Raw genomic sequence first — 26,665 nt, forward strand, 5'->3', positions numbered from 1 at the left:
CCGCCCACTAAGAGCTGATCCGGATTTCCACACGACGGTTGGCCGCCCGACCCTCTGGATTATCAGACCCATCTGCATTGGTGTTTTGGGCAATCGGAGATGTTTCGCCCTCACCTGCGGTGACAATTTTATCGGCTGCGATTTGACCTTGTCCAGCCAACCAGCGCTTCACAGAGTTGGCGCGTCGCAAGGAAAGATCAAGATTGTAAAGATCTGACCCTTTCGCATCGGTATGTCCTGTAACAACGACAAGGCCTTTACCGTCCCGCTTGATCAAGAATGCAACCTGTTCCAGCGTGTTAGCCGCCGCAGCAGTAATGTCAGCGCTGTCATAGCCAAACAAGACATCTGAACCGAGATTAACCACCAATTCATTTGCACGCCGCTCTACATTCAGATTTTCAAGAACTTCTTCATAGCTGAATTCCGCTTTCTGAAATGCGGCACAATCGGCATCTGTGATGGTCAAATCCTCCAGAACAACTTTCGGAGAAAATGTGATCTGATCCGGCCCCGTTTTTGTATATGTGCCATAATCATCGGAATAACTATAGCCGACCGGGGCCTGTTGCGCAGTGACTGCCAAAGCTGCGTTGGGTGAGAAAATAATCGGACCATCGGCCATTTTATTGTACTGACCGGAAGCATTCTTAAATCCGAAGGTGTCACCTTGACGAGAATAGGTATTGTCGCCGACGGCAATGTTGAAGTCGCCGACAACGGCAATTTTTGAACCGCTCTCGTTGACGCGGATCGTTGTATCATCCTTGTAGAAATAACTCTCGATCCCATCAGAGAAGACATAGCGGTAAACGCCTGTCATTATAGGACAACTTACAGCAGGGGCTGTGGTTATATTTTCAGTCTGGGTTTGCTCTGGTTGTGTGTCCTTGGTCGGAGCGACTGTCCCCTGAACAGATGGCGCGTCTTCTACCGGCAATTCACTAACCTGTTTTGCAAGTACAAATCCTGGTCCCTGAAGACTGAGGGTTTCATTTGCCCAGCTGAATACCTCTGGTCCTTTTGCTGGATCCGACAAGACAATATCGCCTTCGCTACATACAACCGAAATACCGGATATATTTGTTACGAGCGTTTCGTTAGACGGGCAATTTGCCAGTGTTTGACCATCCCTGACGATCAGACCCGCGGCATCTATTGTTACTAAAGTACCTGACGGCGACAAAAACCATACGCCGCCGGACGCATCTACGCCCACTTTCGGCTCTACTTGAGCGTAAGCTGCGAAACCCATCGCACAAACGCCGACGCTCAAAATAATCTGCATGGTTATATTTCGAATAGCATTCATATCATTCACTCTTTCCAACAAGAAGTGAATTACCTTACGTCAACGATATCTTGTCAGTAAATGTAAATATTGGTAACTTTAACTTACCAATGACGGGGAAGTCCTGATATGCCCATCATCACAGAGATCGAAGACCTCAAACGTCTTTACAAGCGCCGTGCGCCAAAGATGTTTTACGATTATTGCGAAAGCGGGTCATGGACCGAGCAAACCTTTCGGGAGAATTCATCGGATTTTGACCGTATCCGACTGCGCCAGAAAGTGGCCGTCGATATGGAAGGCAGAACAACCGCGTCCCAGATGATCGGGCGTGATGTCGCGATGCCTGTCGCCCTTGCCCCTGTCGGCATGACGGGCATGCAACATGCGGATGGTGAAATCCTTGCGGCCAAAGCGGCCGAGAAATTTGGTGTGCCATTCACACTGTCGACCATGTCCATCTGCTCGATCGAGGATATTGCGGAAAACACATCTGCACCTTTCTGGTTTCAGCTTTATGTAATGCGCGATGCGGAGTTTATCGCCAACCTGGTCAACCGCGCGAAGGACGCAAATTGCGATGCGATGGTGCTGACGCTGGATCTGCAATTGTTGGGTCAGCGGCACAAGGATTTGAAAAACGGGCTATCCGCCCCGCCCAAGCTGACGCCGATGGTGATCCTTGATCTGATGACGAAATGGCGCTGGGGTCTGCAAATGCTCCAGACCCACAGGCGCACCTTCCGCAACATCGTTGGTCACGCGAAATCGGTGGATGACATTTCATCCCTGCACAGTTGGACCGCTCAGCAATTTGACCTCCGCCTGAACTGGGACACGGTGAAAGACTATCGCAAGCAATGGGACCGTAAGTTGATCCTCAAGGGCATTCTTGATGCTGAGGACGCGAAGAAGGCTTTGCAGGTCGGGGCCGATGCGATCATCGTATCCAATCATGGCGGGCGGCAACTGGACGGCGCGATGAGCTCCATCACCATGCTGCCCCAGATCATGGATGCCGTGGGCGATAAGATCGAAGTCCATCTGGATAGCGGTATAAGGTCGGGTCAGGACGTCTTGAAGGCGTTGGCGTTGGGGGCCAAAGGCACCTATATCGGACGCGCGTTTATTTATGGGCTGGGGGCGATGGGCCAACAAGGCGTCAGCGAAGCCCTGCGGGTGATCCATACAGAGCTGGACACCACCATGGCGCTCTGCGGCGAGAAGGACGTGAAAAACCTTGGCAAGCACAACCTTCTGATCCCGAAGGATTTCTCTGGGGATTGGCAATAGGTTGGGGGTTGGTGAATGCTCTCGGATGGCGCGTCAAGTGATGTTGCCTTGCGTGGCAGGCAAACTTGGGTCGTTTGTAAAACGGATATTTTGGATTAAAGGCAGGTGCGCGGGATTTTACTTAGGTTCGTCACGCGCCTTTCATTGGAATTTCAAGAGTGTTGAGAGGCACGGTTATCTGAAGATGACGCGCTATTTGGCGCAATAATAGCCGTTGGTCTAACGGTTCTCTAACCCATTCGCCACACGTTGCGCCCGGATCTCATCGCCGTTGTTACGAACGTATTCGACAAACTCTGCCAAGCCCTCTGCAATTTCTGTATGCTGCGCGGCGAACTCGGCTTTGGGCGTAAAGCTGTCGTTGTTTTCTGTCGCCCAATCCAAGGCACATTGCATAGCGTCTGCCCATTCTTCTGTATCGCCAGCAGCCCAGCCGTTTATGGTTGTCCCGATAACATCATTGAGGGACGCATAGAGCGCCGGATCACCGGATTGCGGCAGCTCTGGGCGGGCTAAAAGATGCACCCGCGCCCGGTATTGTGCACGATAGAACAGGCAGGTGGCGACATTTTTGTCGCCGGTCTCAAAAAGCTCTGCTGCTGTTTGGTAATCAGCCGCTGGCGGGCCATCAGACGGGAAGTCATCTATGGCAGTTTCCGCAAAACCCGGCGCTGCAAGGCCAAAACAGACAACAACAGTAGAAATAAAGCGCATTATATACTCCACACAATTCGAAAGACCCTATGTAGAGAGCAGAGAAGGGTCAACCATTCCTCGGAAATCAAAAATCGATGCATCCTTAAGCAAATTTCAAAAAGCCGCGGAAATAAACGGCTCTTGGATCAACGTGGACGCATCCCTGCTGTGTCGCCCTTCCAAATCAGCTGATGGCTGCGACAGGTATCTTTCATGGCCAGCTCCCTCAAAATTGTAGTGATTGAACCCGATCCTTCACGCGCCAAGGAAATAGCAGACGCCCTGAAAGATGGCGGGTGGGGCGATGTCGTTATTCTGTCGGAACCTTCATCATTATCTACTGTGATAAGTCAGAATGAGCCTGATATCGTGCTTATTGATTTGGCCAACCCTGATAGGGATACGTTAGAACATCTCAGTTTGGTCACGGATGCCAGATCACGCCCGGTTGCAATGTTTGTGGATCATTCGGATGAGACCCTGTCCAAAGCGGCAATTGCCGCAGGTCTGAGCGCCTATGTGGTGGACGGGCTGCAAAAGGACCGCATCAAACCCGTTCTGGAAACTGCAATCGCCCGGTTTCAGATGATGAGTCAAATGGCGTCCGAACTGAATGCTGCCAAGCAAGCGCTTGAGGATCGCAAGACTCTCGACCGCGCCAAGGGTCTTCTGATGCGCGCGCGTGGCTTGTCCGAAGAGGAGGCCTACACGCTTATCCGCCGTACTGCGATGGATCAAAATCGCAAAGTCGCCGATGTTGCCCATGCGTTGGTCACAGCTGCGGATTTGCTCAAATGACCTTCACTGATCTTGATTGTGGTTACATTCCGTTAGTCGACAGTGCCCCGCTGATCATCGCCAAAGAGCTTGGGTTTGCCTTTGATGAAGGTCTGCGCCTCAATCTGTTGCGCCAACCATCCTGGTCCGCCACCCGTGATATGTTGGCCGCAGGCCATCTGGACGCCGCACATATGCTGGCCCCCCTGCCCGTCGCAATCGCATTGGGTCTGGGTGGGCAAACCGAACGCATTGATACGCTGATGAACCTCAACCTGAACGGCAATACATTTTGCGTCTCGAACGAGGTTGCGAAAATAATTCAGGGCAGCGGTTGGTCAGGCGACATCACAAACCCGCTGGATGCTGGCACTGCTGCACTGACGGCGTTGGACCGACCCTTGCGGGTCGGTGTCCCGTTTCCATTTTCGATGCACCGCTTATTGCTTGATTACTGGCTTCGAGGAAATCCAAAGAGTCATTCAAAAAGCTATGAGACCCAGACAGTCCCCCCACATCGCATGGCCGATGCTTTGGCGAGCGGCACCATAGATATGTTCTGCGTTGGTGAGCCCTGGGGGAGCGTTGCCGTCCAACGCGAGGTTGGCCATATCATATTGAGCGGATCGTCCGTGTGGTCCGCCGCCCCTGAAAAGGTGCTTTCTGTGCGCCATAGCTGGACGCAGGATCACCCCGAGAAATGCGCAGCACTTATACGTGCGGTTTACCGCGCTTGCGAATGGCTTGATACACCCGAGAACAAGGTGCTTGCGACAGAAATTCTGGCGCGCACCGAACATCTCGCGCTTTCAGAACAAACGCTTGATCCCGCGCTCTTTGGCCGCCTGACGGCTTCGCCCGGAACCAACATCATCACTGTTCCGAATTTTCTCAGGTTTTACGATGGGGCTGCAACCTTCCCGTGGAAGTCTCAGGCCGCCTGGATGGCGAGGCAGATGGGCACAGGCTTCGGGCAACGCGATATGGAAGCAGTCAAAACCTGTATCAGAACCGATCTTTACCGCGAATATCTTGCGCCTATTGGCGTTGATTTGCCCGGTGCTTCAGAAAAAATCGAAGGGGCTCTGCCTCATGCAACGGCGGTCGCATCGACAAGAGGTGAAATGATCCTTGGCCCTGACGCTTTTTGTGATGGCGCAATTTTTGACCCAAGTCAGAATGAGTGACGCCTTTTTAAGCACAGTCTGAATTCCCGATTGAAAATCAGCGCATTGATTTGGACACTTCAAAACCCGTCAGTAAACTTGGATTAGTCCGCAACGCTGCGGATTATTCCTGAAAAGAGCACTGTCGCTCGATACTGCCGTGCTTCCTCCCGCATGGCTGATCGTGCGTATATTGTTTTTCGGGGGGCGGAAGCAGAACATGAAAAATTTCCCGATGTTCCTGCGTATGTCAGATCGGCGCGTCGTCATCATCGGCGGCGGCGAGCAGGCGGCGCAAAAGACCCGGTTGATCCTTAAAACTGAGGCTCAGATCGTTGTCTGCGCGCAGACGCTTGACCCGGAACTTGCATCCCTTGCGCAAAGTGGCCGCATCCTTTGGGATCGCTCTGCCATCACGACCAAGACATTCGCCGATAATGCGTTGAGCTTTATCGCCACAGGTTGCCCCGGCGCGGATGCGGCGACCCATGGTATCGCCAAGGCTGCAGGCGCTATGGTGAATGTCGTCGACCAACCGGACCTTTGTGATGCGCTTACCCCGTCCATCGTTGACCGCGACCCGGTCGTTATCGCGATCGGCACCGAAGGAACCGCCCCCGTCCTTGCCCGTCAAATCAAAACCAGAGTAGAGCAAATGCTGGAGCCCCGCTTGGGCGATCTTGCAGCCTTGGCAGGCCGACTGCGTGATCAGGCCGGACAGTATCTTTCGCCACGCAAACGCCGCGACCTGTGGCGGTGGGTCTTTAACGGCCCGGTCCGTGACCAGCACGCACAAGGTGGCGAACACGCTGCGGCGGTGGCCATCAAACACGCCATCCAAACGGGTGACTTCGGATCAAATGCCGAAGGCAGCGTAGCTCTTGTTGGTGCAGGGCCCGGCTCCAAAGACCTCATAACTCTGCGCGGTGTACAACGTCTACAAGAAGCGGATGTCATCTACTATGACCGTCTTGTTGATCCTGACATCCTTGAACTTGCAAGACGTGATGCGGAACGCGTCTATGTTGGCAAGGCACCCGGCTGCCATAGCTGGCCGCAAGACAAGATCAACCAAACCCTTGTCTCTGCTGCGAAACGCGGAAAACGTATTGTGCGTCTGAAATGCGGTGATGTTGGCATATTCGGTCGTGCCGCCGAAGAACTGGCCGCTTTGCGCAACGCCGGCATTTCCGTTGAGATTGTCCCCGGCGTAACTGCCGCTTCCGCAGCGGTTGCCGTGATGGGTGACGTCCTGACCGAGCGTGATCGCACAGACACTTTGGTTCTGACAACAGGGCGGTGTCGCGACGCGGCGCAGGCCCCGAACTTGCTGAACCATTTGCATCCCGGCACAAATGTCGGCGTCTATATGGGCGTCGGCGCAGCCCCAGCCATTGCCGCAACCCTGATACGCGCGAGTCTTCAGGACAAGGTTGAAATCTCCGTTGTCAGTCATGTCGGACGTGCCGCACAAACACATGCGCGTTGCACTGCGGCTACGCTTACCCAGACGATCGAATCCCACGCCATCAATGCGCCTGCCCTGCTGTTTCTGACCTACCCAAAGGCAACCGAAAGCCAACAATTGCACAAAGCCTTGGCTTAAGCGCGCGAACTCAGTCAGGTCGCAGCGCCACATCAGAGGGCAATTCTTGTGCCACGCGAATGGGTCAATCGGAAGATGCGCTTGCGTCACTCAGAGTTAGCCGCATAATCAAACTCACAGGTGAGCCGGATATTCCCTTAGTTCGGGCTGTTCTCAGGCTCAGCCCTCGGACCGCATTCAGCAAAGGCTGAATACGGATGTAACGACAAATGGAGACGCCCCGATGAAAGATCCTGAAATCGACATTCTGATCGCAGAGCTTGAAGAGCAAAATGACATGACGGTCGCCGATTTTGACGGGGTTGTAAGAGCTCTGGAATTTTTACTGCCCGACACTTTCACTGCAAGCAACATATCGGCGCAGAACGTCAATACGACAGACGAAGCGATCCATATCGCCGATCAGGCCTTTCCCAATTGGGTTGTTCACATTCGTGGGCGGGCAAATGACAAGGATGGTCATTGGCGTTGCACGTTGCGCGAAACTGACAGCCGCGACAGTGATGCCGCGATTGGGTCCGGACGATCACCGGTTCTTGCTCAGGCGATCCTTGCAGCCGTGATGCGACTGGCCATGATGCTGAGAAAACCTGACGCTGACTGACATCATGTATTGAAACGCGCAAAGAGTGTTATGCACGAAATACTGACGATTACGCTGAACCCCGCTATTGATCTTGCAACCTCGGTTGGCAAAGTAATCGCGGGACCAAAGCTGCGGTGCAGTGCGCCGCAGATCGACCCCGGGGGCGGTGGCGTTAATGTGGCCCGTACCGTCTGCAAGCTTGGGCATTCGGCACGTGCGCTGATTGCGGTTGGCGGGACGACGGGCGCCGGGTTGCTTGCCTTGTTGGATGCTGAAACCGTGCCAACCCATCCTGTGCATGTCAGTGGGGAAACGCGGCAAAGCTTTGCTGTAACAGATGAAAGCTCCGGGGCACAGTATCGTTTCGGCTTGCCCGGCGAGACACTAACACCCCAAGACGCAGATGCGCTAATCGCAGAAATTGCAACCGCAGCACCTAAAGACGGGCTGGTCGTGCTCAGTGGCAGCATTGCGCCCGGCTTGCCTGACGACTACCCGTTGCAAATTCTGAACGCGATCAAACCGCGCACAGATAAACTGATTATCGACACGGCTGGACCTGTTTTGATGCGGTTGATCGCAAACCCGACCTCACCTGTCTATTTGCTACGCCTTGATCAAAACGAAGCGGCCGAGGCCGCAGCGCATCCTATGCGCACCATTGCCGACAGCGTTGCTTTTGCAGAAGGGCTTGTTGCACGGGATGTGGCCCGGATTGTTGTGACCGGGCGCGGTCCGGAAGGGTCCGTTCTGGTATCGCAGGATCAGAAGTTCCTGTGCCACGCGCCCCATGTGCCTGTACGCAGCAAGATCGGGGCGGGCGATGCGTTTGTTGGATCGATGACACTGTCGCTGGCGCGCGACGAACCGCTTGACCGGGCATTGCAGTGGGGCGTAGCAGCGGCCAGCGCAACTGTCAGCACCGAAGGCACAGCACTATGTGAGCAGCAGATGGTCGAAGATTTGCTGCCGCTCTGCACAATCGAGCAGATCTAACCCCTTTCCGCCTTGGCCACATTTCGCAGCACGTTAACGAAACTGTCCGGTGTCACTGAGATGCTATCGATGCCAAAGCCAACCAGTCGTTGCGCATAAGCAGGATCATTGCTGGGAGCCTGACCGCAGAAGCCAACCTTTGAACCAGCCTTATAGGCCTCGCGGATCACTGTCTCGATCATCCACAGCACGGCCGGATCATCTTCATGGAAAAGCGAGGCGAGTTCTTCGGAATCGCGGTCGATCCCCAACGTCAACTGGGTCAGGTCATTGGAGCCTATGGAGAAGCCGTCAAAGCGCTCTGCAAACTCCGCCGCCCGAACCACGTTTGCCGGGATTTCGCACATCACATAGACCTGTAGCCCGTCTTTGCCTCTCTCAAGTCCATTTTTGGCCATGACAGCCAGCACATGGTCCGCCTCTTCCGGGGTTCGGCAGAACGGGATCATCATAATCACATTGTCAAATCCCATCTGACCGCGCAGCCGCGCGATGGCCTGACATTCCAAGGCGAAACCATCGCCGTAATTGGGCGAGTAATAACGGGATGCCCCCCGGAAGCCGATCATCGGGTTTTCTTCATGCGGCTCGAAATCCCGCCCGCCCAGCAGGTCGGCATATTCGTTGGTCTTGAAGTCGCTCATCCGCACGATCACCGGCTTTGGATAACAAAAGGCCGCAATGCGCGAGAGACCGCGCGCAAGTTGATCAACAAAATACTCCGGCTTGTTGTCATAGCCGGTCGTCAATGCCTTGATCGCGTCGCGCGTTTCCGGATCGGTGATCGTATCGAAATGCGCCAGTGCCATTGGATGAACGCGCACAGCGGTGTTCACAACGAACTCCATCCGGGCCAGACCTACGCCATCGACCGGCAAGCGCCACCACCGCAACGCCGCCGATGGGTTGGCCAGATTAAGCATCACCTTCGTTTTACAGTCCGGCAAATCACCCAAAGCTTCCTCGGTAACAGTGACCTTGGAGATACCCTCAGTCACGTCGCCTTCCTCACCACCGGCACAAGAGACGGTCACATCCTGCGCGTCGTGCAGCAGATGTGTGGCATTGCCGCAGCCGACAATAGCAGGCAGCCCCAGTTCCCGGCTGACAATCGCTGCATGAGAGGTGCGCCCCCCATGATCCGTGACAATTGCAGCGGCTCGTTTCATGATCGGCACCCAATCAGGATCCGTAGTTGACGTTACCAATATGGACCCATCGACAAAGCGGTCGATATCCTCGGCCCGTTCGATCATGCAGACCCGTCCCGCAACTGCGGCGTCCCCCACACTAAGCCCGGTCACGAGCACCTCACCGGGATTTTCCACCGCGTAGGATTTCAAAGACCCGACATCAGCACGCGACTGTACCGTTTCGGGACGGGCCTGTACGATGTAAAGCGTTCCGGTCTTGCCATCCCGCGCCCACTCCATATCCATGGGCTGCCCGTAATGTTGCTCAATGATCTTCGCCTGCCGGGCCAGCGACAAGATTTCCGCGTCACTCAGGACAAATTGCTTCCGCTCGGCTTTTGAGGTCGGCACATTGCGCGGTGTGCCATCACGATCATGGATCATCTTGATCTCTTTGGCACCCATGCGCTTTTCCAGGATCGGCGTTAGCGCCTCATTCTCCAGAAAAGGCTTGAAAACTTCGTACTCATCCGGATCGACGGCCCCTTGGACGACATTCTCGCCCAGACCCCAGGCAGCATTGATGAGCACCGCATCGGGAAACCCGGATTCCGTATCGATGGAAAACATCACACCCGACCCGCCCGTATCGGCACGCACCATCTGTTGCACACCGACAGAAAGGGCAACCTGCTGATGCGAGAAACCCTGAATCTGACGGTAGGAAATCGCCCGGTCCGTGAAAAGCGAAGCGTAGCATTTGCGGCAGGCTTCCAGCAGTGCAATTTCACCGATGACATTCAGAAAGGTCTCTTGCTGACCCGCAAAACTTGCATCAGGAAGATCCTCTGCCGTAGCGCTGGACCTTACGGCGACGGGAACAGCCTTTTCCCCGCTGGCATCACAAAGCGCTTTATAGTGATCTGTGATCGCCTTGGCAGTATCGGCAGGCCAGTCGCCGCCAAGGATCAGTTCGCGGATTGCCTGACCTGTCTTATGCAGTGTCACCTTTCCAGTGGCTAAAGCCTCTAGCGCAATAGCTATCTTTGCATCCAGATCGTTCGCAGTCAGGTAGGCCCGGAAGGCGTCTGCAGTGGTTGCAAACCCCGGCGGGACAAGAATGCCTTTCTCCCCCAAAGCGCTGATCATTTCGCCAAGTGAGGCGTTCTTTCCGCCGACGGTTTCGACGTCGCCGCGCCGGACTTCGGTGAAATCCTTAACGAGTGGAGTCGATTGGCCCATTTTGTCATCCTTCCCACATGTTTCGCGATGAACCTGCGGCATGTCGGGCAATGACAAAATGATCTAGGTCAACGGCCCTAGCAAATCCGTGGCAACGGGTCGTCTTCCAATTCATCCAGTAACCTTGTGCCACCGATAGCTGTGCGCAAGATCACATTGCCCTTCCCAGCGATGAGCGACCCGATCTGGGCAGCATCTTCCCCGCCCGGCTGCGCGCGCCAAAGTGCCAGAACTTCATCCGCCACTTCTGGTGCGACAACCGCAACAACACGACCCTCGCAGGCCAGATAATAGGGGTCATAGCCAAGAATATCGCAGACAGACCGCACTGCGGGCCGCACCGGCACGTGGTCTTCTTCAATGTAGACATCGAACATCGTCGCGCGTGCGATCTCATGCGCCACCGTCGCAAACCCGCCCCGCGTCGGGTCACGCATGAACCGGACGCCCGGCGTCTCGCCCACAGCAAGGGTCAATGACAGAACGCTGGCGCTGTCCGACAGGACTGAGCCGCGCAAATCAAAATCCCCGCGCGCCAGCATCACAGCCGTGCCGTGATCCCCCAACGTGCCACTGACCAACACTGCATCACCTTCCCGGATTGCGGCCATACCAAGCCCCTGTCCCCGTGCACGCTGACCAACACCCGTGGTGGCAAGGTAGAGGCCGCCCCCTTCTCCGCGTGGGACAACTTTCGTATCGCCAGCCACCACCTTCACGCCTGCGGCCAGTGCGGCCGCACCAAGGCTTTGTACGATCCGGTCCAGAGTGGCGAGTTCGAGACCTTCCTCGATAAATACATTCAGGGTCACAAACAGCGGGGTTGCCCCGCTAACAGCAAGATCATTGACCGTTCCATGTATCGCCAGCGAACCTATGTCACCGCCCGGAAATTCCAATGGCTGAACCGTATAGCCATCTGTGGTGATCACCGTCTCCAGGTCCGGCGACAGTGCAATTTTCGCTGCATCAACTGTAACATCCAGCTTCGGGTTGGAAAGGTGCCGTGCGAATATGGTGTCGATCAGTTCGCGCATGAAACGCCCACCATTTCCATGGGCCAGAGTGATATGGCGATCAGCGCTCATACCGCTGCATCCTGCCTCAACGCTGCAAACTCAACGATCTGTCCAAAGGCAAGGCCGCCATCATTGGTCGGCACCTGCCGGTGCTGAAAAGCCGGAATATCGCGTTCGGCCAACAAAGCCACCACCCGTTCCGACAACACTTTGTTTTGGAAGACACCACCGGTGAGGCCCACCGCATCAAAGCCGTTTCCGTCTTGCAGCATCAGCACTTGTGAGACCAATGCCTGCGCAAGCCCTTCATGAAAAAGACCTGCGCGCGTTTCCACAGAACGCGTCTTATCCATCAAAGCAGGCAATACATCCGCCCAGTCAATCACCAGCAAACCATCCTCGTCGCGCTTGATCGGGAACGCTGTCGCACCGGGTTGAGGCTTTGCTGCCGCTTCCATCATCATGGCTGCCTGTCCTTCATAGCTTGTCTCGGAAAGACCCATGACAAGACACGCCGCCGCATCGAACAGGCGCCCTATCGAGGAAGTTTGCACTGTTCCAACACGCTTTTGCCAAGCCTCTTTCGCCAATGCCGCGCGCTCAACCGGCGGCATCCATTGCAGGCCCGCTTCCCAAAGCAGCGCGCTGGCAGAACGCCAAGGCTCGCGCGCTGCGCGATCCCCGCCGAGCTGATGAAACGGCCGCACGCTTGCGACACGCCGCCAATCTCCGGGCGCACCCAGAAACGCCTCACCTCCCCAAATGCTGCCGTGATCGCCCAGTCCCGTGCCATCCCATGTGAAGGTCAGCCAACGCTGCATGTCGGGATATTCGCCAGCCAATGCAGAAGCATGCGCCACATGATGCCCAATTTCAGTGACAGGTAGGCCAGAGCCCCGCGCCCATTTCGTGCTGGCATATCCAGCATGGTTATCACACACCACATGGCGGGCGCGGACGTGATGCAGCGCCTGCACATCTTCAATCATCCTTGCAAATGCGTCGCGAGCATGTGGGCTGTCCAGATCACCGATATGGGACGAAACAACAACGCGCTGCCCCCAGCCAAGCGCCACACTGTTTTTCAAATGCCCACCCACAGCAATCACTGGCTCAGGCAACGGATGAGACAAGTAAAGTTCCAACGGGGCCTGTCCGCGACCCGCACGCAGTAACCGGGGCACCCCGGAAATCACGCGCATGACGGTGTCATCTGCGGGTCGCAAAATAGGTCGGTCGTGGTGCAGGAAGGCATCAGCGACATCCGCAAGACGGCTCTGGGCATCGGCGATTTCCGTTATAACGGGCTCCCCGCTAATATTTCCCGAGGTTGCCACCAATGGTCCGCCGAACCCTTCAAGCAGCAGGTGATGCAGCGGGCTGTAGGGCAGAAAAACCCCAAGCTCCGACAAACCCTGCGCAAGCGCAGTGCTCAGAGAACTGTCGGGGCGACGCGCCGCAAGAACGATAGGGCGCGCCGGATCAAGACAAGCCGCGGCTTCTTCTGCCGTAAGTCGAACATATGCACGCAGCATATCCAGCCCATCTGCACCGCTTTGTGGGAACATCACAGCAAGGGGTTTGTCAGGACGCACCTTGCGCGCACGCAACCGCATCACTGCCGCATCGCTCGACGCATCACAGACAAGATGATAACCACCGATGCCTTTGACCGCCACAATCACGCCGTCTCGCAGGCAGTCCAGTGTTGCGCTCAGCGCGGGCTCATTTCCGACGCACTGATTGCCATTGGCAACAAACGTCAATTCAGGTCCACAGTCAGGACAGGCAAGCGGCTGGGCATGAAATCTGCGATCAAACGGGTCTTCATATTCCGCACGGCAGGCCGGACACATTTCAAACCTATCCATCGCGGTGTTCACCCGGTCATACGGCAAATCCCGGATGATGGTGTATCGTGGGCCGCATTGCGTGCAGTTGCAAAAAGGGTAGCGGTAGCGGCGCTCGGACGGTGACTGTATCTCTGCAAGACAATCCGGGCAGCAAAACAGATCCGGCGGTACGTGCGCATCGCCTGCTGTGGCACTGGTGCTTTTACGGATTACAAAATCAGCCGCGTGACGTGGCGCATATGGCGTTGATGACAGAACCTTCGGTCGCGCAAGGCCTGGCGCATCGGTGATAAGCGCCGTTTCAAATCGCGCTATCGCATCCGATGCCCCTTCAACATGGATCAAGACCTGCCCTGCTGTATTCGACACATCGCCGGCAAGACCAAAGCGGCCTGCAATTCGGTGGACAAATGGGCGATACCCCACACCCTGCACCCGGCCACCCAATACGATATTGCGGGCCGTCAGCTTACCCGTCATGTGGGGCTCAGACCTAGACCTGTTCATGCTCGTGGGTCCTGCCCTCTCGGATGCCCGTTGACCACCATATCCGGCAAGCGCCCTCATCCGATACCATACACGGCCCAATCGGGTTACGCGGCGTGCAGGCCTTGCCGTAAAGCGCACATTGATCCGGATATAGCTTTCCCAGAACGACCCGCGCGCAATCACATCCGGGTGGCATCTGCCCTGCCCGCTTTCGGGCAACAGTAAGGTCCAGACCAAAGCGCTGCACGGCATCCGATGCAGCAAGGTCTGACTTCAGGGCGAAGCCAGACGCAGGTATGGACCCAATGCCGCGCCAATTCGCATCTGTTACATCAAGCGTTTCGCGCAGCAGACGTTGCGCCGTCGGGTTGCCGCCCGGACGAACCACGCCCGGATAGCAGTTTTCCAATCGCAATTTGCAACTCAGCTTCTGTTGCAATACGGCATACAGGGCCGCCAGAAGGCTTTCCGCCTCAAACCCCGCAACAGCGGCTGGAATGCCATGATCACGGACCACGAAATCCCATTCCTCGGGACCCATGACTGTTGCCACATGACCCGGCGCAATCAGCGCATCAAAGCCCGGTGCCTCACTTTGCAGTGACATCGCCACGGCAGGCCATGTCAGGCGCGCCGATAGCAACAAGGACAGGTTGGCAGGCAACCCCGCCGCAATCATACCCGCGACCGGTGCGGTTGTTGTCTCGAACCCCGCCACGAAGAATACGACATCTGAGCCAGGATTTTCCTGCGCAATACGCACCACTTCACCGGGCGAGGCCACTGGCCGCACATCGCCCCCGCCGCGCGCGCCTGTTCCAGCGAGCGGAGCTGGTTTTTCGGCACATTGGCCGGTACGCGCAGCATATCTCCGAAGGCAACAAGGATGACATTCGGCTGCATCGACAACTCAATCGCCGCGTATACGTCCTCTTCCGGGCAGACACAGACTGGGCAACCGGGTCCAGGGATCAACTCAATCTGCGGCGGCAACGCCCCCCGCAAACCCGCCATGGAAATCGAACGTTCATGTCCGCCACAGACATTCATTACGCGCACTCGCTCGGACAAATCCAAGGCGTGGATGCGGTCCAGCCACATGCGTGTCCGCGCTGGATCAGCGATCAGGCTCATCGCGTCGTCGCCTCGGCGGTGTGCCGAGCAGCAAGCAATCCGTCCAACCACTCAAACCATGACGCAAGGCTATCAACCTGTCGCGCTGACACTGTCTGGATTGGTGCGGCGTTTGCCAGCCTGCGCACATGCGCGGTCGCAGCGTCTGGCGAGAAATCATCGAGCACCGGCAAGAGATCAGCCTTGCTCAGCAACACCAGATCAGCAGTTCGAAAAATCACAGGATATTTCGCCGGCTTGTCATCGCCCTCTGTCACCGACAGCAGAACCACATTCGCCTGCTGCCCCAGGTCGAACCCCGCCGGGCATACAAGATTGCCTACGTTCTCTATAAACAACAGATCAATCGTGTTCAAATCGAGCGTATGCAGCGCTTCATGCACCATTTGCGCATCCAGATGGCATGTTTGCCCGGTGACCACTTGCACCGCAGGAACGCCCTTTGCCCGAATGCGCTGCGCGTCATTCTCCGTTTCAAGATCACCTTCTATCACCGCAATCCGGTATCGATGACCCATGGCGTCAATCGTCGCCTCTAGCAGACTTGTCTTGCCCGACCCCGGCGAAGACATCAGGTTGACCGCGACCACACCATGGCGGTCGAAATGCGCGCGATTATGAGCCGCGGCCTCGTCGTTCTGGTGTAGCAACCGGGTCAAAACCTCGACCAAGGCCTGCGTGTTATGGCGATGTGATGCGCGGCTATCCACGCTCCGCACCTCTACATCGCCGGACCCGACCGCGCATCCGCACATATCACACATGGCTGTCCTCCCGCATCGGTGTTGGCACCAGATCAACTGTTTTCAACAAGAGTTCATTGCCCGACGATAACGTAACGCGCCACGTTCCGCAGTGCGCGCAAATAAGCGCATTTGCCGGAACGGTGCTGTCCTGCTCACAATTTGCACACCAGACCACGACCGGGGCCTCCTCGATATCCAGCTCTGCCGCTTGCGCGACCGTGCCAAACCGCGCCACTTCAAAAGCACGCTGAAGAAGCGGCGCCTCCACACCTGACAACGGGCCAATCAGAACCTTCAGCCGAGACACTTCTTTGGCACCGTGCGACACGGCAACGCGGGCAGCCTCGGCCAACAAACCCTGACAAATCGACAGCTCATGCATTCCGGGTTGCCTCTGCTTCGGCTGCGAACATCGCATCATACATATCCCATGCCGTTTGCGCATCGGCCTGCGATATCTTCTGAATTGCATAGCCCACATGGACCATCACATAGTCGCCCACTGCAACATCCTCGTGTTGCAACAGGAACAGGCTGACCGACCGCCCAATACCCTGAGCCTCGCACTCGGCCATACCATCATTGCGTTCGATCACTTGCATCGGAACGGCTAGGCACATCAGTTCGCTCCTTCTGTTATCACTTTAGCTTCTGAGCACCGGCCTGTCATTGCGCAGGATCAAGTTGGCGCACCAGTGTCTCCGCCGCCATTGCGACAGGGGCGGACAGGCCAAGCCCAGCGCCAAAATCCCGGCCTTCGATCCCATACACCGTCAAAGCCCTTGGCAGTATCCCCAGGGCGCGGGCCGTTTCTACCGCTTCAGCAAGACCAAAGCGATGCGTTGAGTAATGGAACAAATCGGCCCGCAACGGCCCTGCCGCCGCATCAAGACGCACCGTTGTTCCCGGCGCAGCACCGGACCGTGTTGCATCCACAAGCACAAAGGTACCGCCTGTCGAAAACAGATCAAGCAGTCCGGTACCATCGCCCGCATGTACCTGCGCCGGTTGTCCCGCCTTGGACAATCGATCGGCCACCCAAGGTCCGACACCGTCATCAGACCGGAAACTATTGCCGATCCCGATGATCTGCGTAGCGGGCTCAGACACGATCAACCGTCAGCTTAAGGAAGTGGGTCGCACAGGAAATGCACGGGTCATAATTGCGAATGGTCTGTTCGCAACGCCATTTCAGGTCCGCATCGGTCATGTCCATATTTTCGGACACCACACGGGTCAGGTCGACTTCAATCTGCGGTTGGTTCTGTGATGTCGGAGGCACAATCTGCGCCTCAACAATCCGCCGTTCCGCATTCACCGCGTAGCGGTGGTAACAAATACCGCGCGGGGCTTCTGTGCAACCATGCCCTTCGCCCGCCTGCACCGGCGCATCTATAAATGCAGGGTCAGGCGGCATATAGGCGCGGGCCAATCGGGCGGCTTCCTCACAGGCGTATTGCACTTCGATCAGCCGAACGAGGATGGATTTGAACGGGTTACGCACGACAGGTCCCAACCCGGCCTCTTGCGCCGTTGCCATCGCAGCCGGGCTGAGATTGGCAAAGTTGTTGGCGTAACGGGCCAAAGGCCCCGTCAAATAGGCCGACCCATCGCGCATCCGGCCATGCAGTGCGTTAGAACGGGCAACATGTTCTTCAACGAAATGATCGTTGAATTCCGCAACATCAATGTCCAACCCACGGCTTGACCCGATCCGGCCCTCAAGGATGGGATATTCTTCCTCATGGATCAGCGAAACGAAGTGATAGTCATGCTCATCATCGGGAAAATCAAATTTCGCAAAGGCCCGTACCAGATCACGCGCTGCCTGGGCGCACCATTCCAATTCGGGGATCAGCCCTTGCACGGCGGATATATCCGGCGCGCGGTAAAAACCGCCGACACGGGTGTTGACCGGATGCACAGCACGGCCGCCGATGACCTCCATGATCGAGTTACCCACTTTCTTGATGCGCAATCCTTTTTGCACAAGCTCCGGATGGGCCTGTGCGATCTGAATGGCGTCATGCAGGCCCAAAAAGTCAGGGGCGTGGAGCATCACCGCATGCAGTGTGTTACTTTGTATCCATTCACCACAATAAATCAGACGGCGCAGATCCTTGATCCCTTGCGAGACATCCATTCCCAAAGCCTGCTCAACAGCCTGACTTGCCCCCATGATATAGGCAATCGGGCAGATGCCGCAGATCCGAGAGGTAATATCAGGCACTTCCAGCGCATCGCGCCCCTGCAGAAATGCCTCAAAAAACCGGGGCGGCTCAAAGATACGAAACTCGACTTTTTCAATCTCCTGCCCTTTCAGTCGGACATAGAGCGCCCCTTCGCCCTCAACCCGCGCCAGAGCATCAACCTGAATAGTGCGTTCAGTCATGGGTCCGGCTCTCCTGCGCAAACGCGGGCGCATCCGCGTTGAAGCTACGATAAATGTCGCGCAATTGCGGTGGCGTCAGGCCAAGGGTTGCCAGTTGCGCTGACAAGGCTGAGGTGTTGGCTTTTTCTTGCGGCCCGAAACACCCGTAACATCCCCGCCCGACTGACGGGCACAGATTGCCGCAACCTGCCTGTGTCACCGGACCAAGGCAGGGCGTGCCATGCGCGACCATTACACAGACGGTCCCCCGTCGCTTGCATTCCATGCATTGCGACGCGCGCGGCACCGTTGGTTTTCGCCCAGCCAGCGTGGCGGTAATCAGTTCTAACAGTTGCGATTTGGACACCGGGCAGCCGCGCAGTTCGAAATCTACCTGCACATGATCAGCAATGGCAGTGGAGTTTTCCAGCGTGTCAATAAAATCGGGCCTAGCGTAGACCATACGGGTGAAGTCTTCTACATCCGCAAAGTTGCGCAATGCCTGAATGCCCCCTGCCGTTGCACAAGCTCCAATCGAGATGAGCGTCTTGGACTCTGCCCGGACCTGCCGAATACGCTGCGCATCATGTGCCGTTGTGATTGACCCCTCAACAAGCGAGATATCGTAGGGCCCATCCACAACCGCGCTTGTCGCTTCAAGAAACTGGGCAATGTCGAGCTTACCCGCGATCTCCAGCAGCTCGTCCTCGCAATCAAGCAAGGTCAACTGACAGCCATCGCAAGAGGCGAATTTCCAGACAGCGAGTTTGGGATTTGCCATATCAGATCTCTTTCATCGCAAGCAGACGCGCCACCCGGTCCTGACGGAATACCGGACCATCGCGGCACACAAAATCGGGACCGAACTGGCAATGGCCGCAAAACCCGACCGCGCATTTCATATTGCGTTCCAACGACACCCACATGCGTTCGTCCGGTACCCCTGCAATTGCAAGGCTTTTGGCCCCAAAGCGCATCATAATTTCCGGACCACATAGGAATGCCGAGATATTACCCCCATCGTTCCCTGCCAGAGCCCGATCAAGAACGGTCGTTACAACACCAACAGCGCCAGTCCATCCGGGCTGTGCATGATCCACGGTCACTTCGACTTCTGTATCGAACCGGGACTTCCAGGCTTTGAGCTCCTCTGCATAAAGCAGCTCTTCCGGGGCGCGCGCGCCATAAACGATCGTCAGCCCCGCATAATCCTGCCGGTTGGCCAGCACATGATAAATCGCCGGGCGCAGCGGCGCGAGCCCAAGACCACCTGCAACAAACACAATATGGCGCCCGGTCTGTTCAGCGACTGGCCACGGCGCACCGAACGGCCCCCGCACACCCAGCATATCGCCTTCACGCAAACGCGTGACAGCGTCTGACACAAGCCCGACAGACCGCGTGGTGTGGACCAGCTGGTCGGTATCCGCCGCATTTCCCGAGATTGAAACCGCGATCTCACCAATACCAAAAGCATAAAGCATATTGAACTGCCCCGGCAGGAAAGGCACTGGTTCTCCGTCTACAGGTGCAAGCTGCATGGTCGAAACACCCTGCAACTCTTCCCATGCCCGTATCACGCGGTAACGACGTGGCAGCATTGGATCCTGTTCAGCGACCATAACTCCTTAACCTGTCTTAGCGCCGTAGAGGTCGAGCAGCTGCATCCGCAGCACTCGCACCCGCTGTGCCATATGCGGCAGCAAATGCTGGAAAAGAGAGTAGCCCAGCGCAGGGTTCTCGTCACATTTCCCGCGCATACATTGTGCGTCCAGACTGATCGCCCGCACATCAGTCTGCGCCTTTGCGTCCGACATATGAACGTAGGGCGGGATCATCCAACCCCATCCCAGCACCTCTCCGGCGTGCAGCGTTTCAACGATGATCGATCCGCGCTCAGACGTGGACACTTCAATAGCCACATCACCGTGGCGAAGAAGGTACAATCGGTTGGCTGCATCATCTTCCTTGTAGATCAACGTGCCAGCCTTGAAATGCTCGTTGCGGGCGCATCCCGCCAGCAAATCAAGTGCCTCTTGATTAAAGTCCCGAAAGACTGGGTGCTCGGACAGGATATCTCTGAACCCATGGATTTGCATCTCTCAATCCTCCTTTGTTTCAGGACTGTCGGCGATAGTGGCCGCCTCTTCGGTGATGTCGATACCAACGGGACACCACGCGATACAGCGCCCGCACCCAACACATCCCGAGCTGCCAAACTGATCGTGCCAGGACGACAGTTTATGGGTCATCCATTGCCGATAGCGCGACTTTGTCGAAGGGCGTACCGACCCGCCATGCACATAAGAAAAATCAGCGGTGAAACAGCTGTCCCAAACACGCCACCGTTCGGTGTGATCGCCACCAAGATCATTGACGTCCTCAACGTCCGAACAAAAACAGGTGGGGCATGCCATGGTGCAATTGGCACAGCTGAGGCACTTGTCTGCCACGACCTCCCATTGCGGGTGATCAAGGTTATGGCGTAGCAAATCGGGAATGCCGCTTGGCATCTTCCGCGTTTGACCTTCGGCGGCGAAAGTACGAGCCGCTTCTGCCGCATCAAGATGGTGCTTTTCGGCGGCAGATTTGGGCACATCCGATAGCAGAGCGCGCCCTTGCTCGCTACCGCATTGGACCAGAAATGTGTCACCGCCCGCCTCGCCCAATTCCGTCAGCGCAAGATCAAACCCCGAGGATGCATGTGGTCCGGTATCCATCGAGACGCAGAAGCATGTGCTGGCCGATCTGGCGCATTGCACCGCGATGATCAACGTCTCGGCCCGCCGCTTTACATATCCCGGATCGGCGAAGTCGCCGTTATCGAATACGCGATCCTGAATTTCTATCGCAGCAATTTCACAGGCTCGAACCCCGAAAAACGCAGTTTTGGGCCAAGGCTGATCTTCGGGCGTGACGTCGAACCCATCCGCAGACCTTTTTGCAGACCACAGCTTATGGCGCGCCGGGAATAACCATTTTTTCCAACTTTGCGGGCCAACCACATAGTCGAACCATGATCCCTTGCGACCTTCAACAACGCGGTAATGGCCAGCATCCTGAGCGTCCGTCATACCACGCGGCATATCCTGGGCGTCGGAAATTTCGTCGTATATGATCGCCCCATCAGACAAACGCGGACCAATGACACGCCACCCCTCACGGCGCAGCGCGCTTACCAGATCAGCAGGAGACTGGACCACAAAACAGTTATTCCCATCAGCTTGCATCGACCCAATCCTTCGCGCCAATACCCGACGCTTTCAGGGCAGTCTAATCAGACAAGATGTCGGTAGAATATGATCCGTATCAATAACTGCAAAATTTCGGCAAAAAATGTCTCGGAAAACAGCGGTGCTGTAGAGCTTGGCCTAGATACCTTCAACTTCTGTGGGATATAATTTCCAAAGCTTCTTCTCTTGCTTCAATTGCTGCCGGATTGTTTAGCTTCTGCAAAATTGACAGCGTAACCTCGCGTGACTGATCATCCAGCCATATTGGTGATTTCTTCAAGAATGGAAAACCTCTCTCGAAGATGTTGAAATATGCCGATGCATAGCTCACCCCTTGCCGAGCAATCGTAGTCAGAACAAGCTTGACACAATCCTCTTTCGACAGATCGCCAAGGTTCTGCAGCTCTTGATTTAAAGCGTTTCTCATTGGGCGATCTTGAGGTATAATCAAGTTCTCGACCACTTGGTGAAGCTGCTTCTCATCCAGCTTAATGAGGGATTGCTCAAGAGAGGCGACATTAAAGGTCGCCCCGTGAGAATATCCCTTTTTCAAAACCCATGCCGTGAGCCCTACTTCTCCGCGCCGTACAGTCGATTTCTTATTGTTCGTGAGCGGGAATTTTGTCCAGAATTTCTTAAAATCAGGATCGCGCAAAATCCGTTCACTGAATGCCAAAGCGAAAGAACAGTAGTGAAATCGTTTGTGGCTTGACCGGTAATCAAAGACCATCTTTTTAAATTCAGAAGGGTCTGGCCTTGGCACGCCGTAATTCGAGGCAGCGCCACCAAAATCCACATTAAGCTTTTGGACGTCATCCAGCCAATCAGTTTTATCCACTATTGGAAACCACGTCGAATCATTCAGTAAAACCAAACTCTTGGGCGGCTTTGGTCTATTAAGAGCGTGCAGCACGCCGTCTCGATAGCCACCGAAATCATACCCATAGTTTGGCCTTTGAATATATGAGTGGCAGTAGCGCAGGATTTGCTGCTCTTCTTCCTCTGAAACAGGCAGGTTAGAGACGACAATGGTGTAATAGTTCTTCGCATTGAGATATCGCAATGCACGTAAATGCGACGGTTTAAGACCGTTAGAGGGGTAGATCAGATAAATTGCCGCATGATCACCAAGAGTCTGATCGCCAGTGCGTGTAATACGCTTTTGAGAAAGAGCCCAATCATAGTATCTTACGCCAAGTAAATAACTCAGAATATCCCCAAACCATTGTTTTGGTTGGCGCATGACACGAAGCAGCTCCCGTTTGATTTTGTAGGCCTTGATCATATCAATAAATGGTCCCCATCATTTCTTCGGCTGAGCCGCGAAAATCATGTACTTGAACTGTGTGACCGCCCAAAACTTATCGGAAGCCACAACATTTGAAGCAGGATAGGCAAGACAACAACCCGCTTTCCATATTTCTTGTTTCCTTCAACAGCGAAGAAATGTTGTAAAACACTTTGGATACGCTGGTCTGATGTTTCCGAATATCAGACGTTCTTAAGATTATCCAATGCTCAAAACAGCAATACACGTTCGGGCTATAAAATATATTTTGACGGTGATGGGCCTGATGGCAAGATCAGGACGACATGACTGGCAATAGTTTGCCCTTCACCAGCATCATTAATATCTAATCCCCGAAACGCCATGCGCGTCTGCGAGGAACTTTGGCGGCAAGCATAGGTTTCAGAAGCGGGCTTGCAAACCGCTTCAGATCAAGAGCTTCATGCACGCCGTTTGTGAGATGTCCGTTGATCTGTGTTTGCACCCCGGCCCGACAATAGAAGGGCGCATCAAGCATCATTTTTGTCTGCCTTGGGACGAAACCGGCATCTGCACGCGTTTCACGTCGCACCGCCCAGAGAGAGCGACGGAACGACGTTTTAGAAGGTGGCTTCAACATCTGAACAGCGCCCGCCTTGTCAAACTGCAACGATAAGCTCAGGTCTTCCGAGCCGTCCCGCCGGATCACATCATAGAAACATGCGGTCCCATCTGGCATAGGATAGCGGCCCCATGTCCAGTAGCTGAAGTCATCCTCAAGCGCAGCAGTGCCGAAATTCGCGTCGAAATAGCCATGCCCTGTCCATTGCCAGCCGCTACGGTTCAGGTTGACCTCTATATCCGCCGTGGGGGCAAAGGGGCGCCAGATATGGCTACCACGTTCATGCAAGCATATTTCAGACTGCGTGATGCCCGCCGGATGAATTTTCACAAAGCCCTGCACCCGGTCGCAGTGGGGAACAGAGACTTCGTTGATCTGAACCATCAGGCAGGTGCCGTCCCAATGCATATGGCTGGGGCCTACGGTGAACGTATCGGTAGTCTGGCGCAGTGCCTCTTGGCCCCGGTCGGTCATCGTCCACCGTCCACCACGCCCGTATGTGGCCACATTGATGCAACAGTGGTTGGCCGGGTTTGCGCGGCCTGACCAGCGATACCAGGGCGAAAAGACCGATCCTATGAAGCCGATGATCGAGATGGCACGTGTGCCATCGTCTGAGATCCCGTCGATATACCACCACGCGTAACCGTCCGGGGGGACGTCGATGTTGAAGTTAGGTCCGTCAAGATCGCCTCGGCCGCGTGCTTGCCGGACAGGGTGGCCATCGGGATGCCCGCCCCCGGATGCGCCCCGCCGCCCGCCAGATACAGCCCCTTGATCGCGGTGCGCGCCAAAGGGCGTTTCAATGCTGCGGTCAACCCGTGCGGGCTGCGGCCGTAAAGCGACCCGGCCGAGCCCGGAAACAGGGCGTCGAACATCGCAGGCGTGGTCAGAGCCGTTTGACCCGGCCCCGGATCGAAGTGCAGGCCCATCTGTACAAGACGTCGGAATGTGCGTGTCTGACATGTCTCAAACTCCTTTTGCGGGACTGCCCGTGTCGCTGGGGCGCCATTCATAATAATCTCGAACCGCTCTGGTCCTGCCGGGGCACAGCATTGATCAGTTCGATCCTGCGCGCAGACATAAAGTGTCGCATCGGTAGGCATTTTTCCCCTGCGTATCGCATCAAATTCTGCCCCAGCATCGTCAGCAAAAAAGACATTGTGATGTGCCAAGGGTAGCCCCGTAGCGCGCGCGGCGAAGGACCAGGCGTAGGCTGATAAAGACCGTCCTTCGACAGCGCTTGCGGGTACGGCCCGCTGTGGTTGGGTGCCCAGGAATCCTTCGCTCAGCGCGCGCGGATCGCCATTGAATACTACCTGATCCGCCGCAAGCCGTTCGCCATCCTCCAGAACTACCCCGCGCAATCTGTTATCCTGAAATTCAAACCGCGCGACCCCTGTATTCAGACGTATCGCGCCCCCCTTGGCGATTATGAGCGCCGCAATAGCTTCCGCCAAAGCGTGCATTCCGCCCTCGACGGTCCAGACACCTGACGCCTCGGCATGCCAGATCAGCGACAGCAACGCGGGCGTGCGCGATGGGCAGCCGCCCACATATGTTGCGTAGCGACCAAACAATTGCCTCAGGCGCGGATCGCGGAATTGCCGCGACAGAGACCCGGCCAAAGTGCTGAACGGTGCCATCGCCGGAATCAGCTTTGGGTCCGATATCACTTGTCTGGCAAGGGAGAGCCTACTTGGCGTAGCCGCCTGCATTATCGGCGCTTCGAATGCCTCAAACAACATACGCGCGCGTGCGGCAAAGCGAATGAAAGCTCTGCTATCCTCAGCCCCGGCGAAATCGCTAATGGCTTTTTCGTTTCGGTGCGCATCGGCGTGCAAGTCCAGCATGCTGCCATCTGACCACCAGTGACGGGCAAGAATGGCTTGCGGGTGCAGTGTTATGTGATCTTCAAGGCGCGTACCAGCGATATGGAACAGGTCCTCAAAAACATGGCGCATCGTCAGTACAGTTGGCCCTGCATCTACAGGCCCTGCAGCACTGGGTACGGTGCGCATTTTACCGCCGACCTGCTCATGCCGTTCCAGCAAAGTCACAGTATGCCCAGCGCTCACCAGTCGCAGCGCAGCCGCGAGGCCACCGATACCGGCACCAACCACTACAGTTCTGGGATTTCCGTCTGCCACATGTACTCCTTACAGGTCGTCTGTCTTGGATTGTTGACAGATTACACAAAACTGTCCAGACTTCTTTACATATTAAATGTAACTTATATCAGACATTGTGGGAGCAACCATGCCATTCACCCGCCGTATCGAGGCTGCGATTGCCCAAGCCATTCAAACCGGTCAGGCTGGGTCGGCCCCGCCCAAACTCGCCTCTGCGCTGGAATATGCGGTGATGCCCGGTGGCGCGCGGATCAGGCCGCAAATCTGCCTGTCTGTCGCCCATGCCTGCGGAGATGACAAGCCAGCCATTCCCGATGCGGCCGGGGCTGCGATAGAGTTAATTCACTGCGCCAGCCTGGTGCATGATGATATGCCTTGCTTTGACGACGCAGATATCCGCCGAGGCAAGCCGACCGTTCACATGGCATATGGGCAACCGATTGCGCTTTTGACCGGGGACAGCCTTATCATCATGGCGTTTGAAGTGCTGGCGCGGCAGGCACAACTGGATTGTCAGCGTAGTGTCGCCCTGATCCGTGCGCTTACCCAATCAACAGGTATGCCCAATGGCATCTGTGCCGGTCAGGCCTGGGAGAGCGAGCCAAAGGTTGACCTGTCCGCCTATCACCGCGCCAAGACCGGTGCCCTGTTTGTGGCAGCATCACGCATGGGGGCGATTGCCGCCGGACATGACCCGGAGCCATGGACAGAGCTTGGCGCCCGCATTGGTGAGGCATTTCAGGTCGCCGATGATTTGCGCGACGCGTTGTATGACGCCAAAACCCTTGGCAAACCCGTCGGGCAGGATGAAATCCACAACCGCCCCAATGCGGTTGCCAAGCTTGGAGTTCAGGGTGCGATTCGACGGCTGAAGGATATTCTGGGGGGCGCTATTGCCTCGATCCCTGCGTGCGAAGGCGAAGCGGCTCTGGCCGAAGTCGTGCGCAAAACAGCTGAGCGTTTGACACCTGTAGCCCCGGTCGTTTCTGCGCACCACCAAACGGTCTGATCGC

General features: G+C 56.0%; 24 protein-coding genes and 1 pseudogene. 7 read left to right on the forward strand and 18 right to left on the reverse strand.

Annotated elements, in window-relative coordinates; genetic code table 11:
* Window positions 1-7: 7 nt before the first annotated feature.
* Window positions 8-1,312 (reverse strand): OmpA family protein, encoded by a 1,305-nt coding sequence (locus ACZ1HF_RS08755; protein ID WP_472657130.1) that lies wholly within the window; start codon window positions 1,310-1,312, stop codon window positions 8-10.
* Window positions 1,313-1,420: 108 nt separating this feature from the next.
* On the opposite strand from ACZ1HF_RS08755, the gene ACZ1HF_RS08760 reads away from it, so the two are divergent.
* Window positions 1,421-2,584 (forward strand): alpha-hydroxy acid oxidase, encoded by a 1,164-nt coding sequence (locus ACZ1HF_RS08760; protein WP_472657131.1) that lies wholly within the window; start codon window positions 1,421-1,423, stop codon window positions 2,582-2,584.
* Window positions 2,585-2,803: 219 nt separating this feature from the next.
* On the opposite strand, the gene ACZ1HF_RS08765 is transcribed toward ACZ1HF_RS08760, so the two are convergent.
* A complete protein-coding gene (locus tag ACZ1HF_RS08765) occupies window positions 2,804-3,298 on the reverse strand; it encodes a hypothetical protein (protein WP_472657132.1) in 495 nt (164 codons plus the stop codon).
* Between the two features lie 195 nt (window positions 3,299-3,493).
* On the opposite strand from ACZ1HF_RS08765, the gene ACZ1HF_RS08770 reads away from it, so the two are divergent.
* The 5 genes from ACZ1HF_RS08770 (at window position 3,494) to ACZ1HF_RS08790 (ending at window position 8,411) form a co-directional block, all read left to right on the forward strand.
* A complete protein-coding gene (locus ACZ1HF_RS08770; RefSeq protein ID WP_472657133.1) occupies window positions 3,494-4,078 on the forward strand; it encodes an ANTAR domain-containing response regulator in 585 nt (194 codons plus the stop codon).
* On the forward strand, window positions 4,075-5,244 hold the full coding sequence (locus ACZ1HF_RS08775) for a CmpA/NrtA family ABC transporter substrate-binding protein (RefSeq protein WP_472657134.1): 1,170 nt from the start codon (window positions 4,075-4,077) through the stop codon (window positions 5,242-5,244). Before ACZ1HF_RS08770 ends, ACZ1HF_RS08775 begins: the two co-directional genes overlap by 4 nt.
* 199 nt (window positions 5,245-5,443) lie before the next feature.
* Complete coding sequence (gene cysG / locus ACZ1HF_RS08780; protein ID WP_472657135.1) at window positions 5,444-6,829, forward strand: siroheme synthase CysG; 1,386 nt, start codon at window positions 5,444-5,446, stop codon at window positions 6,827-6,829.
* A 223-nt stretch (window positions 6,830-7,052) separates the two neighbouring features.
* Window positions 7,053-7,433: a hypothetical protein gene (locus ACZ1HF_RS08785; RefSeq protein WP_472657136.1), complete on the forward strand. Its 381-nt coding sequence runs from the start codon at window positions 7,053-7,055 to the stop codon at window positions 7,431-7,433.
* A 30-nt stretch (window positions 7,434-7,463) separates the two neighbouring features.
* Window positions 7,464-8,411 carry a 1-phosphofructokinase family hexose kinase gene (locus tag ACZ1HF_RS08790; RefSeq protein ID WP_472657137.1) on the forward strand — a complete coding sequence of 316 codons (948 nt, stop codon included), beginning with the start codon at window positions 7,464-7,466 and terminating at the stop codon, window positions 8,409-8,411.
* Here ACZ1HF_RS08790 and ppsA read toward each other — a convergent pair.
* The 16 genes and pseudogenes from ppsA to crtD form a co-directional block, all read right to left on the reverse strand.
* Window positions 8,408-10,786 (reverse strand): phosphoenolpyruvate synthase, encoded by a 2,379-nt coding sequence (gene ppsA / locus ACZ1HF_RS08795; protein WP_472657138.1) that lies wholly within the window; start codon window positions 10,784-10,786, stop codon window positions 8,408-8,410. The genes ACZ1HF_RS08790 and ppsA overlap by 4 nt on opposite strands.
* A gap of 77 nt (window positions 10,787-10,863) precedes the next feature.
* On the reverse strand, window positions 10,864-11,874 hold the full coding sequence (gene hypE, locus ACZ1HF_RS08800; RefSeq protein WP_472657139.1) for a hydrogenase expression/formation protein HypE: 1,011 nt from the start codon (window positions 11,872-11,874) through the stop codon (window positions 10,864-10,866).
* Entirely contained in the window at window positions 11,871-14,138 is a 2,268-nt protein-coding gene (gene hypF, locus ACZ1HF_RS08805; RefSeq protein WP_472657140.1) for a carbamoyltransferase HypF, read from the reverse strand. The genes hypE and hypF overlap by 4 nt, the downstream gene beginning before the upstream one ends.
* 13 nt (window positions 14,139-14,151) lie before the next feature.
* A pseudogene (hypD, locus tag ACZ1HF_RS08810) lies at window positions 14,152-15,281 on the reverse strand (hydrogenase formation protein HypD).
* Window positions 15,278-16,045, reverse strand: coding sequence for a hydrogenase nickel incorporation protein HypB (hypB, locus tag ACZ1HF_RS08815; protein ID WP_472657141.1), 768 nt, complete (start codon window positions 16,043-16,045; stop codon window positions 15,278-15,280). The pseudogene hypD and the gene hypB overlap by 4 nt, the downstream one beginning before the upstream one ends.
* A complete protein-coding gene (locus ACZ1HF_RS08820) occupies window positions 16,038-16,409 on the reverse strand; it encodes a hydrogenase maturation nickel metallochaperone HypA/HybF (protein ID WP_472657142.1) in 372 nt (123 codons plus the stop codon). Before ACZ1HF_RS08820 ends, hypB begins: the two co-directional genes overlap by 8 nt.
* The gene (locus ACZ1HF_RS08825) at window positions 16,402-16,647 is read right to left on the reverse strand and encodes a HypC/HybG/HupF family hydrogenase formation chaperone (protein WP_472657143.1); all 246 of its coding nucleotides are present in this window, start codon (window positions 16,645-16,647) and stop codon (window positions 16,402-16,404) included. The genes ACZ1HF_RS08820 and ACZ1HF_RS08825 overlap by 8 nt, the downstream gene beginning before the upstream one ends.
* A gap of 46 nt (window positions 16,648-16,693) precedes the next feature.
* Window positions 16,694-17,137 (reverse strand): hydrogenase maturation protease, encoded by a 444-nt coding sequence (locus tag ACZ1HF_RS08830; RefSeq protein ID WP_472657144.1) that lies wholly within the window; start codon window positions 17,135-17,137, stop codon window positions 16,694-16,696.
* On the reverse strand, window positions 17,130-18,419 hold the full coding sequence (locus ACZ1HF_RS08835; RefSeq protein WP_472657145.1) for a Ni/Fe hydrogenase subunit alpha: 1,290 nt from the start codon (window positions 18,417-18,419) through the stop codon (window positions 17,130-17,132). The genes ACZ1HF_RS08830 and ACZ1HF_RS08835 overlap by 8 nt, the downstream gene beginning before the upstream one ends.
* Complete coding sequence (locus ACZ1HF_RS08840) at window positions 18,412-19,179, reverse strand: NADH-quinone oxidoreductase subunit B family protein (protein WP_472657146.1); 768 nt, start codon at window positions 19,177-19,179, stop codon at window positions 18,412-18,414. The genes ACZ1HF_RS08835 and ACZ1HF_RS08840 overlap by 8 nt, the downstream gene beginning before the upstream one ends.
* 1 nt (window position 19,180) lies before the next feature.
* Window positions 19,181-20,020, reverse strand: coding sequence for an FAD/NAD(P)-binding protein (locus ACZ1HF_RS08845; RefSeq protein WP_472657147.1), 840 nt, complete (start codon window positions 20,018-20,020; stop codon window positions 19,181-19,183).
* Between the two features lie 6 nt (window positions 20,021-20,026).
* Entirely contained in the window at window positions 20,027-20,497 is a 471-nt protein-coding gene (locus ACZ1HF_RS08850; protein ID WP_472657148.1) for a cyclic nucleotide-binding domain-containing protein, read from the reverse strand.
* Between the two features lie 3 nt (window positions 20,498-20,500).
* A complete protein-coding gene (locus tag ACZ1HF_RS08855; RefSeq protein ID WP_472657149.1) occupies window positions 20,501-21,628 on the reverse strand; it encodes a 4Fe-4S dicluster domain-containing protein in 1,128 nt (375 codons plus the stop codon).
* Window positions 21,629-21,779: 151 nt separating this feature from the next.
* Window positions 21,780-22,916, reverse strand: a complete 1,137-nt coding sequence (locus ACZ1HF_RS08860) for a rhamnan synthesis F family protein (protein WP_472657150.1) — start codon at window positions 22,914-22,916, stop codon at window positions 21,780-21,782.
* Between the two features lie 349 nt (window positions 22,917-23,265).
* Window positions 23,266-24,141 (reverse strand): carotenoid 1,2-hydratase, encoded by an 876-nt coding sequence (gene crtC / locus ACZ1HF_RS08865; protein WP_472659011.1) that lies wholly within the window; start codon window positions 24,139-24,141, stop codon window positions 23,266-23,268.
* Complete coding sequence (gene crtD / locus ACZ1HF_RS08870) at window positions 24,096-25,670, reverse strand: 1-hydroxycarotenoid 3,4-desaturase CrtD (RefSeq protein WP_472657152.1); 1,575 nt, start codon at window positions 25,668-25,670, stop codon at window positions 24,096-24,098. Before crtD ends, crtC begins: the two co-directional genes overlap by 46 nt.
* 109 nt (window positions 25,671-25,779) lie before the next feature.
* Between crtD and ACZ1HF_RS08875 the strand changes: the two genes are divergently transcribed.
* Window positions 25,780-26,661, forward strand: coding sequence for a polyprenyl synthetase family protein (locus ACZ1HF_RS08875; RefSeq protein WP_472657153.1), 882 nt, complete (start codon window positions 25,780-25,782; stop codon window positions 26,659-26,661).
* Window positions 26,662-26,665: the final 4 nt, after the last annotated feature.

Source organism: Litoreibacter sp. GN1-5, assembly GCF_055693805.1.

Excerpts from the sequence above, each read along its gene's own strand:
- ACZ1HF_RS08855 (WP_472657149.1), bottom strand. The coding sequence starts at position 21,628 with ATGCAAGCTGATGGGAATAACTGTTTTGTGGTCCAGTCTCCTGCTGAT.
- ACZ1HF_RS08775 (WP_472657134.1), top strand. The coding sequence starts at position 4,075 with ATGACCTTCACTGATCTTGATTGTGGTTACATTCCGTTAGTCGACAGT.
- ACZ1HF_RS08875 (WP_472657153.1), top strand. The coding sequence starts at position 25,780 with ATGCCATTCACCCGCCGTATCGAGGCTGCGATTGCCCAAGCCATTCAA.
- hypB (WP_472657141.1), bottom strand. The coding sequence starts at position 16,045 with ATGTGTGATATGTGCGGATGCGCGGTCGGGTCCGGCGATGTAGAGGTG.
- ACZ1HF_RS08860 (WP_472657150.1), bottom strand. The coding sequence starts at position 22,916 with ATGATCAAGGCCTACAAAATCAAACGGGAGCTGCTTCGTGTCATGCGC.
- ACZ1HF_RS08825 (WP_472657143.1), bottom strand. The coding sequence starts at position 16,647 with ATGTGCCTAGCCGTTCCGATGCAAGTGATCGAACGCAATGATGGTATG.
- ACZ1HF_RS08760 (WP_472657131.1), top strand. The coding sequence starts at position 1,421 with ATGCCCATCATCACAGAGATCGAAGACCTCAAACGTCTTTACAAGCGC.
- hypF (WP_472657140.1), bottom strand. The coding sequence starts at position 14,138 with ATGACGGGTAAGCTGACGGCCCGCAATATCGTATTGGGTGGCCGGGTG.
- ACZ1HF_RS08840 (WP_472657146.1), bottom strand. The coding sequence starts at position 19,179 with ATGGCAAATCCCAAACTCGCTGTCTGGAAATTCGCCTCTTGCGATGGC.
- ACZ1HF_RS08790 (WP_472657137.1), top strand. The coding sequence starts at position 7,464 with ATGCACGAAATACTGACGATTACGCTGAACCCCGCTATTGATCTTGCA.
- ACZ1HF_RS08835 (WP_472657145.1), bottom strand. The coding sequence starts at position 18,419 with ATGACTGAACGCACTATTCAGGTTGATGCTCTGGCGCGGGTTGAGGGC.
- ACZ1HF_RS08765 (WP_472657132.1), bottom strand. The coding sequence starts at position 3,298 with ATGCGCTTTATTTCTACTGTTGTTGTCTGTTTTGGCCTTGCAGCGCCG.
- hypE (WP_472657139.1), bottom strand. The coding sequence starts at position 11,874 with ATGAGCGCTGATCGCCATATCACTCTGGCCCATGGAAATGGTGGGCGT.
- ACZ1HF_RS08845 (WP_472657147.1), bottom strand. The coding sequence starts at position 20,020 with ATGGTCGCTGAACAGGATCCAATGCTGCCACGTCGTTACCGCGTGATA.
- ACZ1HF_RS08820 (WP_472657142.1), bottom strand. The coding sequence starts at position 16,409 with ATGCATGAGCTGTCGATTTGTCAGGGTTTGTTGGCCGAGGCTGCCCGC.
- ACZ1HF_RS08755 (WP_472657130.1), bottom strand. The coding sequence starts at position 1,312 with ATGAATGCTATTCGAAATATAACCATGCAGATTATTTTGAGCGTCGGC.
- ACZ1HF_RS08850 (WP_472657148.1), bottom strand. The coding sequence starts at position 20,497 with ATGCAAATCCATGGGTTCAGAGATATCCTGTCCGAGCACCCAGTCTTT.
- ACZ1HF_RS08785 (WP_472657136.1), top strand. The coding sequence starts at position 7,053 with ATGAAAGATCCTGAAATCGACATTCTGATCGCAGAGCTTGAAGAGCAA.
- ppsA (WP_472657138.1), bottom strand. The coding sequence starts at position 10,786 with ATGGGCCAATCGACTCCACTCGTTAAGGATTTCACCGAAGTCCGGCGC.
- ACZ1HF_RS08770 (WP_472657133.1), top strand. The coding sequence starts at position 3,494 with ATGGCCAGCTCCCTCAAAATTGTAGTGATTGAACCCGATCCTTCACGC.
- cysG (WP_472657135.1), top strand. The coding sequence starts at position 5,444 with ATGAAAAATTTCCCGATGTTCCTGCGTATGTCAGATCGGCGCGTCGTC.